This window comes from Martinezella lusitana, assembly GCF_014207095.1.
In the GTDB taxonomy this organism is placed as follows: Bacteria; Pseudomonadota; Alphaproteobacteria; order Rhizobiales; family Rhizobiaceae; genus Rhizobium; species Rhizobium lusitanum_B.
Genome location: NZ_JACHBG010000027.1, coordinates 1 through 17,107 on the forward strand (window position 1 = coordinate 1; position 17,107 = coordinate 17,107).

Genomic DNA, 17,107 nt, shown 5'->3' on the forward strand with positions numbered 1-17,107 from the left:
GCGCTGTTTTGCACCGTAAACGAATGATCGCTGTCGACATCCGTCGCCGAAAGCACGCCGCTCGCCGTAGACACGCCGGACGTCCCGTTGTTGACGCCACCGGCCTCCGTCACGCTGCCAGATGCGTCACCCGTGATCACCGCAGCATCGTTCGTGCCGTTGATCGTAACGTTGAACGTACCGCTGGTCTTGCTGCCGTCACCGTCGGTCAAGGTATATCCGATCGACAGGATCGATGTGTGACCAGCTGATAGGGCATCGAATGCAGTTCCAGGTGTGATAACCACATGGCCCGCATCGATCGAGATCATCGACGGGTTCAATGTCAACCCGGCGAGATCGCCCGTGGCCTTGACACTATCGATATGGATCGCACCGCTCGCAGCCGCCCCGTCGGCACCGAAAGCAATGGTGCCCGCAGCAAGAGTAAAGGTTGCGTTGTCGTTCTCAAGCATAGAGCCGAGCGAAACGGTACTTGCTATCGGCTTGTCGTCGCTGATGTTGAAGGTCAGTGTCGCAGTCTGGCTTTCACCATCAATCGGCGCATCGCTGACCTTGACAGAAAAGTCATCATGATTACCCGCGCCGATCGTCTTGCCGGTCAGCGTATAGGTGTAATTGATGGCCGTCGCGGTGACGCTGACGATATGTAGCGTTCCGTAGGTACCCTGAATGTTGGCGTTGGCATCACCGCTAGCGATTGCAGCACCTACATTGAACGTATGGCCGCCGATTGTCACCGTCGAAGGTGCATCGCCTGCGGTAATCGCAATACTGCCCGAATGGACGTTGGAAACGCCCGGCGTACCCGTGCCCCCCGACAAGCCGCTTTCACTGACGCTTGACACCAGGCCCACAGAGGAAATCGTCGGTAGGTTGTCCGTAGCAGACTGAACGACGACGGTGACGGAGCCGCTGACCGGAGTTACCGGATCGCCGTCGAAATCCGTAGCCGTCAGATATTTCGAGAAATCGAGCGGAAGCGTCTTGCCGCCGTCGATCGCATGATACAGGTCGAATGTGGCATGACCGCTGGTCGGATCGACCGTCAACGTGAAGACCGTGACGCCGCCGGCGGAGCCGATAAGCGTGTGCCCATCCGTGCTGGCGAGTGTGATGGCCGCGCCGTTGTAGGTCAGTCCCGTTCCGCCGGTCAGGTTACCGGAAGAGGTTCCGGCGGTGATCGCGTTCACAGTCCATGCCATTGGGCCGTCGGCGCTGGCATGGACCAGCGAGCTCAGATCCAACGTCGTCTCTGCAGGGGCGTTGGTGGGTATCGTCGTCACCGTGTCGGTGACATGGATGTTGTCGAGCGTGATCGTCCGGGCCGCGTCGTGCGGAGAAACTGTGATCGAAGTCAGCTGTACATTGTAAAGCGGAGACCCGACCGTAACCGAAAATGTCGTATTGTCGTCGGATGGCGTAAACGTCGTTGTGTATGTTTTGCCATCCGCCCCGATACCCGTGATGGTGACAGCCTTGTCCTTCGAGTTGCCTGGGCTGGACTCACTAATATCCATCTGCGTAAGGACAAAAGTCGTGCCTGTGCTGGCAGACGCAAGCGCAATGTTACCATTCTTGTCCGACTGCTCCAGATGGTCGCCGCTGACCGTGCCTTCCGTCACTTTTAGCCCGGCAGTCGCAGGCGTCACCGTGTTGAAATCGATCGTATAAGATCCCGTCGTCACCACAGGGGTATTGATTGCCGTTTCCGAGACAGTTGCGGAAACTGCGGCATGATCAACCAGCGTCGGCACATCGTCGATCACGTCGATCGCGAAGCTCTGCGTGCCTTTGGTGGTATCGCCGTCGCCATCGTGACCGGCGACCTGGAAGGTCAGTCTGATATCCGAGAGATTGGCTTGACCGTTGACGTCGTCGAGCGGCTTGTAGAGCGTGAAGTTGTAGGCGCCGCTGGCGTGGCTGGCGTCCTGGGACAGCACAACTTTGAAGACCCAGCTCGACGTGTCGCCGGAATTGCTGCCGGTATAGGCGATCAGCGTCATGCCATCGCTGCTGAGCGAATAGGACAGCGCGTGGCCGCCTGAGCTGAGCTTGGTCGCGTCCAGCGTCTGATTGTTGGCATAGCTCGCGGCGAAATAGCTGCCGTTCGAACCCGCCACGAAAGTGACGGCGTGGGCAGCTGGGCCGTCAGCACCGAAGGCAAAATTGAGCGCTACCGAGCCTGTGCTGATGCCAGAAGGTGACAGCACACCCGAACCGGTCAGAAGATTATGCTCGACAAGTGTCTGCGCCGAGACAGCATTACCGATCGACGGGCCGTCATCATCGAAGCGGATGCTGCCGCCGATGGAAACGGACTTGCTGACGGTGTCGCCGTCGCTATCGGTCGCGCTCAGGACCGCCGAAAGCTTGCCGGAGAGATTGACCAAATCGCCATCCGACTTCGACGGGTCAGGATTGTAGAGCGACATGTACTGGGCGATGCTGACCTTACCGCTGGTATCGAGGCGGATCGCAAAGGCGATATCGCCACCTGCGGTCTTGCCGATTACGGTGCCGTCGGCGAGCTGCGAGAGCGTAATCGCCTGACCTGCGGTCGTCTTCAAGCCGGAGTCGGGATTGTCGATATGGAGCGTCAAGCTGCTCGTCGCACCCGGTGCATCGTCGGCGCCTATCGAGACCCATCCAGAGACGATGTTATGCTGTGCATAGACAGTCGACATGTGGGAATCGTTGCCGCCGGTGATGCCGGCAAACAGGCTCGCGATCGCCTTAGTGGCGCTGACATCGTCATCGCCTCTGCCGCTCTCATCGATCGTGATCGATCCCGTAAGGGCCAGCGTGACCTTCGGCACGTCATCGACGATGGTGACGCTCAGGCCGCCCGTCAGGACAACGCTATCACCGTCGCGGTCAGTCGCCTGAATGACGGAGCCGAAGTCGATGGCCGGGATCGAGCCATTGCCCGAGCGCAGGTCGTTGCCGGAACCGGCGACATTGTCCAGCTGGTCGTATTGCTGGAAGGTGAAGCTGCCATTACCGGACAGCGCCAGTGACAGGACAGGACGGTCTAAAAGCGGATTGAAGCCATTATGGTGGTCGTTATCGATATAGCCGATGATCACATTGTTGACGACGGTATAGGAGAGCGCTTCGCCACCCGAGGTGAGATGCAGGTTCGCCAAGGTTGACGTAGCATTGGTGGTGAAGCTGAAGCCGCCGCCGACTGCAGCGCCGTCCGCACCGAACGAGACGGTGGAGGCAACCGAGCCGGATACCGTCGCCGCAAAGCCGAGGCCGAGTAGTGCCAGCTGCGAGGACGAGCCATCATGCGTCCCACCGGGCGGGTTGTTGCCGAGCGAGAGAAGATTGTGAATGTCGCCTTCGTCGGCCCTGACAGCGATGGCGCCAGTGACAACAGGCTTGTCGTCAGCCACGGTGACGGAGAAGCTGTTCGAGGACGTATCGCCATCCGAATCCGTCGCCGTGTAGCCGAAGGTCAGCTTGATGCTATCAGAAGCCTTGGCGTCGTCGAGAGACTGCACCAGCGTGAAGTTATAGTGACCCTTATCGGTGTCGGACAGCGTCGCATAGAAGACCACGTTGGTGGCGGATGTTGCCGTCGGAGCAGCCTCACCGGTGTAGCCGACCAGCGTACCATCGGCCAGCAGAACCGTATGAACCGCCTGGCCATGAGAACTCAGCGTACCGTCCTGACCTTCGGCCGTGACGTTGGCGTTGGTGAAGGCAACTGAACGGTCGCCGGCGCCGCCCTGATTGGTATTGGCGTTGTCGGCGCCCCAGGAGATGTTCAGTGAACCGGTCGCAATCGCATCGGTGGCAAGATGCGGGTTCTCATTGCCGCCCGGCAGTGCGCCTTCGTTGACCGAGCCAGCATCGCCGGTGCCGGCAACGGGCTTGTCGTCGGAGACGGTGACCGAGAAGCTGTTCGAAGACGTATCGCCGTCCGAATCCGTCGCCGTATAGCCGAAGGTCAGCTTGATGGCATTGGAATCCTTAGCATCGTCGAGAGACTGTACCAGCGTGAAGTTATAGTGGCCGTTGTCGGTGTCCGACAGCGTCGCGTAGAACACGACGTTCGATTTGACCGAGCCCTCACCATCCAGGACAGTCGTCGGAGCAGCCTCGCCGGTGTAGCCGACCAGCGTACCATCGGCCAGCAGAACCGTATGAACCGCCTGGCCATGAGAACTCAGCGTACCGTCCTGACCTTCGGCCGTGACGTTGGCGTTGGTGAAGGCAACTGAACGGTCGCCGGCGCCGCCCTGATTGGTATTGGCGTTGTCGGCACCCCAGGAGATGTTCAGTGAACCGGTCGCAATCGCATCGGTGGCAAGATGCGGGTTCTCATTGCCGCCCGGCAGTGCGCCTTCGTTGACCGAGCCAGCATCGCCGGTGCCGGCAACCGGCTTGTCGTCGGAGACGGTGACCGAGAAGCTGTTCGAAGACGTATCGCCGTCCGAATCCGTCGCCGTATAGCCGAAGGTCAGCTTGATGGCATTGGAATCCTTAGCATCGTCGAGAGACTGTACCAACGTGAAGTTATAGTGGCCGTTGTCGGTGTCGGACAGCGTCGCATAGAACACGACGTTCGATTTGACCGAGCCCTCACCATCCAGGACAGTCGTCGGAGCAGCCTCGCCGGTGTAGCCGACCAACGTACCATCGGCCAGCAGCACCGTATGAACGACCTGACCATGCGAACTCAGCGTGCCATCCTGGCCTTCAGCCGTGACGTTGGCATTGGTGAAGGCAACCGAACGATCGCCTGCTCCACCCTGGTTGGTGTTGGCGTTGTCGGCACCCCAGGAGATGTTCAGTGAACCGGTCGCAATCGCATCGGTGGCAAGATGCGGGTTCTCATTGCCGCCCGGCAGTGCGCCTTCGTTGACCGAGCCAGCATCGCCGGTGCCGGCAACCGGCTTGTCGTCGGAGACGGTGACCGAGAAGCTGTTCGAAGACGTATCGCCGTCCGAATCCGTCGCCGTATAGCCGAAGGTCAGCTTGATGGCATTGGAATCCTTAGCATCGTCGAGAGACTGTACCAGCGTGAAGTTATAGTGGCCGTTGTCGGTGTCCGACAGCGTCGCGTAGAACACGACGTTCGATTTGACCGAGCCCTCACCATCCAGGACAGTCGTCGGAGCAGCCTCGCCGGTGTAGCCGACCAACGTACCATCGGCCAGCAGCACCGTATGAACGACCTGACCATGCGAACTCAGCGTGCCATCCTGGCCTTCAGCCGTGACGTTGGCATTGGTGAAGGCAACCGAACGATCGCCTGCTCCACCCTGGTTGGTGTTGGCGTTGTCGGCACCCCAGGAGATGTTCAGTGAACCGGTCGCAATCGCATCGGTGGCAAGAAGCGGGTTCTCATTGCCGCCCGGCAGTGCGCCTTCGTTGACCGAGCCAGCATCGCCGGTGCCGGCAACGGGCTTGTCGTCGGAGACGGTGACCGAGAAGCTGTTCGAAGACGTATCGCCGTCCGAATCCGTCGCCGTATAGCCGAAGGTCAGCTTGATGGCATTGGAATCCTTAGCATCGTCGAGAGACTGTACCAACGTGAAGTTATAGTGGCCGTTGTCGGTGTCGGACAGCGTCGCATAGAACACGACGTTCGATTTGACCGAGCCCTCACCATCCAGGACAGTCGTCGGAGCGACTTCACCGGTGTAACCGACCAGCGTGCCGTCAGCCAGCAGCACCGTATGAACGACCTGGCCATGCGAGCTCAGGCCCTCGCCGTCCTGACCTTCGGCCGTGACGTTGGCGTTGGTGAAGGCAACCGAACGGTCGCCGGCGCCACCCTGGTTGGTGTTGCCATTGTCGGCACCCCAGGAGATGTTCAGCGAACCGGTCGCAATCGCATCGGTGGCAAGATGCGGGTTCTCATTGCCGCCCGGCAGTGCGCCTTCGTTGACCGAGCCGGCATCGCCGGTGCCGGCAACCGGCTTGTCGTCGGCGACGGTGACCGAGAAGCTGTTCGAGGATTTATCGCCATCCGAATCCGTTGCCGTGTAGCCGAAGGTCAGCTTGATGGCATCCGAACCCTTGGCATCGTCGAGCGACTGAACCAGCGTGAAGTTATAGTGGCCTTTATCGGTATCCGACAGTGTCGCGTAGAACACGACGTTCGATTTGACCGAGCCCTCGCCATCCAGGACAGCCGTCGGAGCAGCCTCACCGGTGTAGCCGACCAGCGTACCGTCAGCCAGCAGGACCGTATGAACGACCTGACCATGCGAGCTCAGGCCCTCGCCGTCCTGACCTTCAGCCGTGACGTTGGCATTGGTGAAGGCAACCGAACGGTCGCCGGCGCCACCCTGGTTGGTGTTGCCATTGTCGGCACCCCAGGAGATGTTCAGCGAACCGGTGGCAATCGCATCGGTGGCGACATGCGGGTTCTCATTGCCGCCCGCCAGTGCGCCTTCGGTGACCGAGCCGGCGTCGCCGGTGCCGGCAACCGGCTTGTCGTCGGCGACGGTGACCGAGAAGCTGTTCGAGGATTTATCGCCATCCGAATCCGTTGCCGTGTAGCCGAAGGTCAGCTTGATGGCATCCGAACCCTTGGCATCGTCGAGCGACTGCACCAGCGTGAAGTTATAGTGGCCGTTGTCGGTGTCCGACAGTGTCGCGTAGAACACGACGTTCGCGTTGACTGCACCCTTGCCATCCAGGACAGTCGTCGGAGCAGCCTCACCGGTGTAGCCAACCAGCGTACCATCGGCCAGCAGGACTGTATGAACTGCAAGGCCATGAGAGCTCAGCGTTGCGCCATCCTGGCCTTCCGTTGTGACGTTGGCGTTGGTGAAGGCAACCGAACGGTCGCCAAGGCCACCCTTGTCGGTGTTGCCGCTATCGGCGCCCCAGAAGATGTTCAGCGAACCGGTCGCAATCGCATCGGTGGCGACGTGCGGGTTCTCATTGCCGCCCGTCAGAGCACCTTCGGTAACCGAGCCAGCAGTCCCGACGGCCGCAACCGGCACACTGTCTGCAATGTTGACGTTCGCGGTAGACGCAACCGTATGACCGCTCGCGTCGGAGACCGTGTACTGGAATTGAAGTTGAAGTACATCGGTCGAGGAATTGGCGCCGCGGGGATGGTCGAGGGAAGCGAGCTGCGTAAAGGTGAATTCGCCGGTCGCAGCGTTGAACACCAGCGTAAAGACGGTGACGCCATTGGCGACGCCGGTGACGGTCTGGCCGCTCTGCGTGACAACAACGGAAACACCGTTGGAGGTCAGGCCTGACAGCGGTTGCGTGCCGCTGCCGGTGAATTCTGCCTCGCCAACCAGCGTGACAGTGGTAATCGCAGCGTTGTTGCCGCCAAAGCCGAAGCGGCCGGTGCTGATTGAGGTTAGAAAGTCACCAGTGCTGGTTCCGCGTTCGATCAGCGAGGCAGCTTCGGTCGCCTGCGGAATGATGAAGGGAACCCTGGTCTGTGTGCCGGACAAGTCACCAGCGCCACCATTGCCGAACGCGCCGCCGGGGCCGAGAAGACCAATGAGGTTGAGAGGCGTGCGAGGGCCTGCCGCCTGGGTGTCTGTGAATTGATGACCCGAAGTCACACTGTTGCCGGCATGAACCGAACCGTCGGGACCTTCGGCAACATTGATACCCTGCTGTTCGAGCGCGGCGACAACGGCCTGCTGCGGCAGCGTGACTTCGCCAATCAGGAAGGTCGGGACATGCAGCGCGCCATTGACGATGACAATGCGCGTGCCGTCGGCCTGAATCAGAACGAGATTGCGGCCCTCGACGTGAATATCGTCGATCGAGGTATTCGGCGGCAGATGTACGACGTTGCCTTGATCCGGCACGATCTGGATCGGCGCCTGCGGGGCTGCGTTTTGCGGCTGGTTTGCCGCAAGACGGTCGGTCTTGCCGTTTGCCTGCTGTTCTGCTGCCTGCGCCACCTGGAAAGCTGCAACATCCGCGTTCTCAGACAGTGGCAGCGGTTGATGGGCGCTGATTTCGTCTGCAACGGCATTGGCCTCGTCCCGGCCGCTCGACGCAAAATCGTGCGAAGCAGCTTCGTGGTCTACGGTCGAAATGCGCAAGTCGTCCATGGGTCTGGCTCCCGGTGTCTCATAATTTGCCGCAATCAATTACGGGAGCGGGTTGATTGCAATACTTCGTTAACCCCACCGATATAGCCGGTTATGCAACATCGCAGAATTATTTTACCGATGGTTAACTCAACCGAAGAACAACTCATTAAGTATACCGCTTGACTTTACGTCAGCCGCGGTGTGCAAATGCGGCCCAATAGGCTGTCGCAGCCTGATCTAGAGAATTGGGGAGTGAGTTGTGCCGTTTGCGATCAGCCTTTCGTTGAACCCTTTGACTGAACGGCTGGCGCGCAGATGGAATTGGCAACTAGCGCGCGGCGCGGTGCTTATGCTCTGTGCTGGCCTCGCCGGCTGTCAGATGGACGGTGTCGGGCTTGAGAACAACGGCAAGAAAGACGACATTAAAATGCCGTCCACCGCCATCGACGAAAGTTATGGCAACGACAGCGGTACCGAAATTACGTTGCTACTGCGCAAAGGCACCGCCGGCCTCTATGAAGGTCCAGCCCGTGATGTTCGTGACGGTGCCGTACTTGGCGTCGGTGAACTCGGCAACAATCAAATTCGACTGCGCGTGAAGAACGTCGGCCCAGGTGTTGCCGGAGTGGCCGCGCAAGTTGCGGCAGCCAAGGGCCGAAATGCTGTACTGATCGTAAGCTATCTGCCGCCGGCGGAGACCGCTGCTATTGCCGCCATTCCCGCCACCCAGCGCCCGCCATTGCTGAATCTGGCGAGCAGCATGGCCGCAACCGGCACGGATGTCTTCAACCTTGCCTCCGACGAAATCGACAGCGCGACGGAGGGCACCAAAGCCGCTGGCCCAGGGGGGCACAAGAAGGTATCGGCACTGGTTCCCGCCGATTTCTCACAAGCCGACAGCACGAGGTTGAGCAACGCCCTCTGGAACAGCGGCAACACCTTCATGGGCCTTGGCCGCTACAACGCAAACGATCAGGCCGCAGATATTCTCACCAAGAACCGGCCGCTCATTCAGTCTGCGGAAATCATCGTCATTCTCGGCGACACGGCGCAAGTGGGCGTGGTGGCAAGCGCAGTGCGCAGCGCAGCCATTCCCGCTCAGGCGATGGTCGGCACCAATAAGTGGCCGCAATCAGCCTATTCGACACCCGCTGTGACGGGTGCATTTGTTGCAACGGACGATACTCAAAGCAGCGGGCTTATTGCCGAGCGCTATCAGCGCCACTTCAACCATCCGCTGACTATCTATGCCTCCTATAGCTATGATGCGATGGCGATCGCCTCCGGCCTCATTCGCTCCCAGGGCCCGCTAGCGATAACGCCCGCGAACCTGATGAACAAGGTTGGCTTCCGCGGCACGACTGGGCTTTTCCGCTTCAACGCCGCTGGCGTGGTAGAACGTAAAATGGTGATCAACAAGATCGACGGCGGCAAACTGAAGGTCACCACCCAGCCATCACAATCGTTTTGAGCTAGAGCGACAGACCAGGCTCAGTGCCTCCGGTGTGCTCGCGCGCTGCTACTGCGGCGGCGCTTGATCGCGCCGACGGATGGGGCAGCCTCTTCCTTAATGATCTCCTACCGAACCCAATCAAATTTTATACTTATTTGAGCGCCCAATTTATACTTAGATTATCCAGCTTTCAGAACGTCATATTCAGAGGTTTCGCGCATTATTCTCTCAAACAGGGAGAATTAAGCGCCAATGGAACGCAAGAAGAATAAACTTATACTTGCAGCTCTTGCTGCAGCTTCCTTCGCCTTCAGCCTTTCCTCGCCGATGACTTGCCAAGCAGCAACTGGCGATGCCGTTCGCCCTGTTTTCAATCTGCTTGCAAATCCGTTTGTCGGCACGGCCATCGACATCCTTGCGCCATCGATCGGAAGCGTTGCCAAGACAATCGGGAGCGTTGACCTCGCCTCATTGGCCCCAAACCTGGCAGTTGAGCCTGCCGGCCTTGCACGCAGTGATGTAGCCAAGTTCCAGCCGGTACGGCCTACGCCGCCAACCAATGCCCCGATGGGCGATTCGGTGTTCGGAACGGTCGCAATCCCCTTCAAACATCTTGCCGCGCTCGACAAATTGGCAGGCCCGCTCGCCGAAATCCGCTCAGGCAAATCGCTCGATTGCGGAGCAAAGGGCTGTGATGCCGCCGAAAGCGCCGTCGCAGCTGCCGAAAAGAAGGTGGCCGGCGCCTCGATCCGCGACAAGATCAACACGATCAACTACACCGTCAACCACGCCATCCGCTACGCCACCGACATGGAAACCTATCATGAGACGGATCATTGGGCGAAGCCGAGCGAAGCTCTGTCACGCCAGCAAGGTGATTGCGAGGATTATGCGATCTTGAAGATGGCAGCCCTCTACAATGCAGGCGTCGACCTTGACCAAATGGCTCTCGTTGTTCTCTTCGACCAGAAGCGGCATTTCTACCATGCCGTCCTGTCGGTCTCCGTCAACGGCAACAATCTGATCCTCGACAACATGCGAGACGAGGTTCTGTCCGACAAGCGCATCGCAGAATATCTGCCGCTCTATTCAATTGTTGCCGGCCGTGGATATCTGCATGGCTCTCGCGATCCTCATGCACAAGCACTGGCCGCCGCAATGCCGCTGACAAAAGTGGCTCCGGGCGAAGGCGAGCTCCACTAACGGAGCTCGCCCCTTTGAATCTCGGGCAAGCTCCCGTCACCACGACGGCGACAACATTCACATTAGACGGAAATGTAACCGATCAACATCGGCGCCTCGTGCGTCGGCGCAAGGGCCAGATTGATGTGGCCCGTCAGCGATTGTGAGCCGAGACCGATCTTGAAGCCGGTGTTTAGCGTCTTGCCGCGATTGGCTAAAAGGACAGACAGCACTTCCTCGATCTGTGTGTCGATCGACAGGCGCAGCGTGCGCGCCGTCTGCTGAACATCGTCAATCATCGGCAAGCGATGGCGCAGCATCTTCAGAAAGGCATCGTTAAAGAGCTTGATGCCACGTTCCTGGGTCAGCACCACCGCCGGCGTCGGCGAGGCCTGAAGCACCGCGTTGAGATTGGTCAGCGACGCGACATCCTCCACGGCATCGAGACGGCTGAGAACCCATTTGAAGCTCAGTACGCGCAGCAATGAGGCGAGGTTGCCCGTCTCCGGCATTTCCGCAGCCGTGTGATACACCAAGTCACCGATACTGATGCCGCCGGCCTCAGACATGCGTCCCAGACCATCCCAGTAGATCCGCTCCAGGCGAATTCCGCGACGCTCGCCGCCGCCCGTCACCGCGCGGAAGCGCGGCTCCAGCTCATCACCGTCGACCGACGGCAGGACGTCTTCGCGGGCGATCATCGCGGCTTCGTCTTTTCCGGCTCCCTTGCGCATGACCATCCTCACCGCTCCGTCAGCGCTTCTGAGCGCGCCTTGTTAATCGGCTTCATCAGATAGGTCAAAATCGTCTTGCGGCCGGTCATGATTTCCGCCGACGCCACCATGCCCGGGATGATCGGATAGTGCTTGCCGTCGCGCTCCAGCGCTGATTTGTCGGTCTTGATGCGCACGAGATAGTAGGTCTCGTTCTTGTCCTTCTCGACAAGGCTGTCGGCAGAGACGTTTACGACCTTACCGTCCAGCGCACCGAAGATCGAGAAATCATAGGCCGAGATCTTGATCACGGCCGGTTGATCCGGGCGCACGAACGCAACGTCGCGCGGCGAGATCTTCGCCTCGATCAGCAGTGTATCGGCGGTTGGCACGACGCCGGCGATCACCTTGCCGGCGTCGACATAGGCGCCGATCGTATTGACCTCAAGCGTATTCACGATGCCGTCGACAGGGGAGCGAATGTCGGTATGCTTGACCCGATCGGAGGCGCCACGGATCGTCTCGTCGACGACGGAGAGTTCCGACAACGCCTGCCCCTTGTCCGTCAGTGCCTGTTGGCGCAGCTGCAATCCGAGGTCGGTGACCTGCAGCGTCGCCTCCTTGACCGCGGCTTGCAGACGGTCCAGGCTTTCGACATAGACCCGAAGCTGTCCCTGCTGGTCGACCAGGTCTCGATGCACTTTCAGCACTTCCGTTTCAGCGACGAGCTTCTTGTCGCCGAGCGGCTTCAGCAAGTCGTACTGCTTCTGGACGCCGGCAATATTCTGCTTCAGGCGATCGATATTGGCGTGAGCCTCTTCAAGCTCGTTTTCGTGTTGCTTCAGGCGTTGGTCGAGAACGTCGAGCTTATTGTTGTAGGCCGCGCGATCTGCCTCGAAGAGCTTTTCCTCGTTACCGCAAACATTCTTCGCGGCAGCCAGGATATCGGCCGGACACACAAATTGCGCGTCGTAGGCGCCTGCCTCCTCCAAGGCCAGTCGCGCGACCCTCGCACCGAGCGCACGAGCCTTTGCAACAGATTCGCCGAGCGTCGATGCAGTCGTGGTGTTGTCCAGCTGGACGAGAAGATCGCCCTTGTGAACGACCTGACCAAGATTGACATTGATCTGCTGGACGATTCCCGGCTCGGAAGACTGCACGATCTGCGTCTTCGATACCGGGATCACCTTCCCCTCGCCGCGTGCGATCTCGTCGATGTCGGCGAAGGCCGCCCAGGCAATAAATGCCACAATCATCAGGGCACAGAGACCAAGGATCAACCGGGCGAAAAGCGGAGGATTATCGTGGATATTGTGACTGGAAGCGCGCATCATTGCACCGCCTTGCGCTGCATCGCCTCGATCACGGCGTTCTTCGGTCCGTCGGCGATGATGCGGCCCTTGTCGATGACGATCAGACGATCGACCAGTTCCAGCATGCTGTGGCGATGGGTGGCGACCAGCAGCGTCGTGTCCGAACCGAATGCGTTGGTCAGCCTGCTGATCAGATGGCGTTCGCTGGCCAGATCCATTGCCCCGGATGGCTCGTCGAGGAAAACGATCTTCGGCCGTGTCAGCAGGAGCCGCGCGATGGTCAGTGCCTGCTTCTGGCCGTTCGACAGGTTCGCTCCACGCTCGCCAACCGGCATATCGAAGCCGCGCGGGTGAATGGCAACGAATTCCTCAACACCGGTCATGCGCGAGACCGCCAGCAGCTCCTCGTCGGTCGCATCGGCCCGACCAAGCAGCAGATTTTCCTTGACCGTACCGGAAAACAGGTCCGACGACTGGCCCGCGACCGCCACGGCAGCACGCACCTCTGCCATATGGTATTGGCGAATATCGACGCCGTCGATCAGGACGCGACCGCTGGATGGCTGGAAAAGCCCGTCGAGCAAACGGCCAAGCGTTGTCTTGCCAGACCCGATCCGGCCGATGATCCCGATCTTCTCGCCAGGCGCAACCGTAAAGGAGAGCTGATTGATTACGGCCTGGTCGGACCCCGGATACTGGAAAGAGACGTTCTGGAAGCTGAACCCACCGCTGCGGATCTGCCGGTTGACGAAGCCGACGGTCGACGGGCGATCATCAGGCTGCTCCATGATCTTGTCGAGGATGCGCAGCGACATGGTGGCCTGACGAAAGCGTGCCAGTGTCATGGCGATCTGCCCGAAGGGCGCCCCGGCGCGGCCCGCCAACATGACGGTGGCAACGATCGCGCCCATGGCGATCCTTCCTTCGGAGAATTCGTAGGTGCCGGCAACGACGATAAGGACACTGACCATCTGCTGCAGGAACATTGTCAAATTGACGGCATTCGAAGAGATATGCTTGATGTCTTCGCTGGTCCGGCTCGAATATTTCGTCAGTTCCTGCCAGCGGCGCAGCATGGTTGCCTCGGCACGCAGGCTCTTCAGCGTCTCGATGGTCGAAATGGTCTCGACAAGCAGCGACTGGCGACGCGACGCTTCGTTGGTCGCCGTTGCCATGCGCTTGCCGATCTGGGCCTGGGCCACAAGGCCGATTGTCACGGACAGGACAAAGGCAACCGACGGGATGATCACGAGCCAGCCGGCGATCAGATAGATAACGACGAGGAAGATGACGACAAAGAGGCTGTCGATCAGCACACCAATCGTGTTCGAGGTGAAGAATTCGCGGACGAACTCATATTGGGTCACACGATTGGCATATTCACCGGTCGACATCGGCCGAGATGCCAGCGTCGAATTCAGGATCTTGTCGAAGATCACCTGCGACAGACGTAGATCGGCCTTGCGGCCCGCATAGTCAATCAGCGACGCCCGGGCAGTCTTCAGCAGAAAATCAAAGAGATAGGCGAGCGAAATGCCGGCGGTCAGCACCCAGAGCGTCGGGAATGCCTTGTTCGGCAGCACCCGATCGTAGACGTTCATGGTAAAGAGCGGCGAGGCGAGCGCAATGATGTTGATGAACAGCGCCGCAAGCATGACACGGGCATAGGTGCGCCAGTAGGGCACAAGCGCTGTTGCCAGCCAGTGACGCTTCTCGATCTCCATAGCGTGACCGACGAGCGCCTCTTCCGAGGCGTTCTGATAGAAGAGCGTGAAGGCAAAAGCGGCCTGCGGATTGAGCGCTATCAGCTCATCCCGCGTCAGGTGGCTCGACATTCCCTGGACCGGCGCGACTTCGGTAACGTAGGAGCCGTTTTCGGTCATTTCGAGCAAGGGCAGCACGCCGCCATCGGCAAAGGTGACGATGGCGGGGCAGTCGAAATTGCCCAGCCGACAGTCTCGCTCCTTGTGCTTCAGCACCTGCAGGCCGATGCGCTCCGACAGACGCTCGACATCGTCCTGCTCCATCGCCTCCAGGACTTCGTCCGGTACGCCAGAAAACAGCACAGTATCCGAGTTCGGGCGACCGTAGAACGCAGCGACCGATTTAAATGCCGACTTGAATGTCTGCAGCGACACGCTCGCAGACACGTCAGGTGCTACGTTCAACATCCAGTACTATCCAATTCGGATCGTAACGATTAACGAATCGGCTCGAGCAGATCCATCGGCACGCCGGGCTTCTGATGCGAGTCGTATTTGGTGTAACCGGGATCAGCCGTATTCGAAGACACAGCGAACTGATCACGGGCGTAGGGTGTTGCCTGATCGACGGGCTTCAGCTTCATGGTCGACAAGAGGCTGCCGGATGCGGCAAGGATCTTGTATTCGGCAAAAAGCGACGCGACTTCCGCGGTCTTGGCCAGAACCTCAGTGTTGAAGCGCGTATTCTGAGCATCCAGGAGATCAAGCAGGGAGCGTTGACCGACCTTGAACTGCTCACGATAAGACGTCACCAACTGACCGTTGGTCTTTTCCTGGCTGCCCAGAATGCCCGCCAGCTGAGCCTGGTTCGTACGCTCGCTCCAAGCGGAACGAACGGCTTGATCGACTTCGCGGTAGGTCTGGCTCAGCGCAAAACGTTGTTCCGCCGCGCGGCGGACGAGTTCCTGTTGGTGTGCCGTATCGATACCGCCGTGATAGAGGTTCCATTTGGCGACAACACCGACCTGAACATCGTTGGTATTGCCCTTATTGCCGTCGACATCGTCGCCGACACGGGCACTACCGACAAGGTCGAGCTTCGGCAGGAACGCAGACTTGGAACCGCGGACATCAGCGTCGGCGGCATTGACGTCAGCCTTGCCCGAGGAGATCTCCGGATTATTCTTCTGTGCGATGAAAACTGCATCATCCAGCGTCTTCGGCAGGTAGCGCGCGACGGAGCCTGGACGACGCGCATTGCTGATCGGCTCGCCGACAACCTGTAGGAAGCGAATCTTCGTTGCATCCAGTTCCCGTTTCGCTTCCTGGAGGCGTGCATTGGCGGCCTGCAGACGCTCGCGTCCCTGCAGGCGATCGGCATCGGTGAGCGCTCCGCCCTTGATGCTGTCCTCGATATTGCCGACCATCTGCTTGTGGAAGGCGACGTTCTTTTCCGCCGCAGCGACGATTTCCGTCTGCAGCGTATATTCGAGATAGTCCTGCGTTACTTCCAGCGCCAGAGCTTCCGAGCGCTGCTGCACCCGGAAGGATGCGCTATCAACGCGGGCTGCCTGCTTGTCCTTTTGCGCCTTGCGGTCGCCGCCATCAAACAATGTCTGCGTAATCGTCAAGCTTACATCGGCCGGATTGAGGTAATCATGCGTGCGCGACAGGGCGCCGGATGACGTATCCGACAGTCTACGGCGGCCATAGCCAGACTGTAGATCAACCGAGGGCAAGTAGAGCCCCCTTGCCTGGCGCAGCTGAAACTCGGTTGCTTCCCGGTTCTGCGCAGCCTGCATGATCTGGGGATTGGTCTTCATTGTCTTCTCAATCGCCTGCTGCAGTGACATCGCACCGGCAGAACCAATTGACAAAGAACTCATGGCCATCGAGATTCCGACTGCCGCAATCAATCGCGTCTTAGTAGCCAAAACTACGCCCTTTCCCCCAAGCTATACTTTGCATGAACATTTTGTAAAGCTTACTCACCTACATACCGTAGACGAAGTGATATATTCTGCAAAATAGATTTCTATTTAATCTCCTGAAGCAGTTAATTTCCAGGGGCGCAAGCCAAGTGGCCGGCAAACCATGGACTATTTTTGGGCTTTTCACAGCCTCAGCGGGGATGTTGCGCGGCCGCAACAAGTCTTTTGGGCCATTCGGCTGAGCATAGCCCGCTATGTTAACAAGAGAATTTCTGCGTGAATCCGATTAAAATATTGAGAAATTTTACTAATATTAGAATGAACTCATTACTACTTCAGAACGTGTTGACGCGATTCGTTCAAAGATGCGACCTTAAGTAGACTTTTGAGATCTACATATCAGTGGCTGCGCTTTTCTTGTCCGTATATCCGACGTTGACGAGCCTGAGACCGACAATCTGCCTCTCGATTCGCACGTTCGAGCAGGGAAGATGACGTCTTTCCAAACGGCGCCGATGTCCTTTTCGGCGTAGCCGGCAAGTTATCCGGCTCATTCCTCCCTCAGGAGCCAACGGTCTCCAGCCGCAGAAATATAAGCCAAATCCCAACTCGGACGGAAATGCCTGGCCGGCACCATTGGAAGTCACCCGGCCGGCATTCAGGGAAGCCCTCTGCGAGAGGTCAGAACCATGCCCTGAAGAACGCCAGGATAGCATCCTCGCCGGTGGTGCTGAAATCACGAAGTAAAAATGCCCCGGACCAGAGATCCGGGGCAC

The 17,107-nt window shown here is 59.0% G+C and carries 7 protein-coding genes; 2 read left to right on the forward strand and 5 right to left on the reverse strand.

The features are described 5' to 3' along the window. On the reverse strand, nt 1–8,054 hold an 8,054-nt coding region (locus GGD46_RS29660), incomplete at its 3' end, for a DUF5801 repeats-in-toxin domain-containing protein (RefSeq protein WP_210325761.1). Nucleotides 8,055–8,295: 241 nt separating this feature from the next. On the opposite strand from GGD46_RS29660, the gene GGD46_RS29665 reads away from it, so the two are divergent. Both GGD46_RS29665 and GGD46_RS29670 read left to right on the forward strand, forming a co-directional pair. Further along, entirely contained in the window at nt 8,296–9,507 is a 1,212-nt protein-coding gene (locus tag GGD46_RS29665; protein ID WP_184710528.1) for a hypothetical protein, read from the forward strand. Nucleotides 9,508–9,741: 234 nt separating this feature from the next. Then, complete coding sequence (locus tag GGD46_RS29670; protein WP_184710531.1) at nt 9,742–10,692, forward strand: transglutaminase-like cysteine peptidase; 951 nt, start codon at nt 9,742–9,744, stop codon at nt 10,690–10,692. 62 nt (nt 10,693–10,754) lie between these two features. On the opposite strand, the gene GGD46_RS29675 is transcribed toward GGD46_RS29670, so the two are convergent. From GGD46_RS29675 to GGD46_RS29690, 4 genes are read right to left on the reverse strand one after another with little or no spacing between them, the layout of a single operon-like run. Further along, nucleotides 10,755–11,411 (reverse strand): ribbon-helix-helix domain-containing protein, encoded by a 657-nt coding sequence (locus GGD46_RS29675; RefSeq protein WP_184710533.1) that lies wholly within the window; start codon nt 11,409–11,411, stop codon nt 10,755–10,757. A 2-nt stretch (nt 11,412–11,413) separates the two neighbouring features. Beyond that, nucleotides 11,414–12,718 carry an HlyD family type I secretion periplasmic adaptor subunit gene (locus tag GGD46_RS29680; RefSeq protein ID WP_409527719.1) on the reverse strand — a complete coding sequence of 435 codons (1,305 nt, stop codon included), beginning with the start codon at nt 12,716–12,718 and terminating at the stop codon, nt 11,414–11,416. Next, entirely contained in the window at nt 12,715–14,868 is a 2,154-nt protein-coding gene (locus tag GGD46_RS29685) for a type I secretion system permease/ATPase (RefSeq protein WP_184710535.1), read from the reverse strand. The genes GGD46_RS29680 and GGD46_RS29685 overlap by 4 nt, the downstream gene beginning before the upstream one ends. A gap of 29 nt (nt 14,869–14,897) precedes the next feature. Next, nucleotides 14,898–16,253, reverse strand: a complete 1,356-nt coding sequence (locus GGD46_RS29690; protein WP_184710633.1) for a TolC family outer membrane protein — start codon at nt 16,251–16,253, stop codon at nt 14,898–14,900. Nucleotides 16,254–17,107 lie beyond the last annotated feature (854 nt).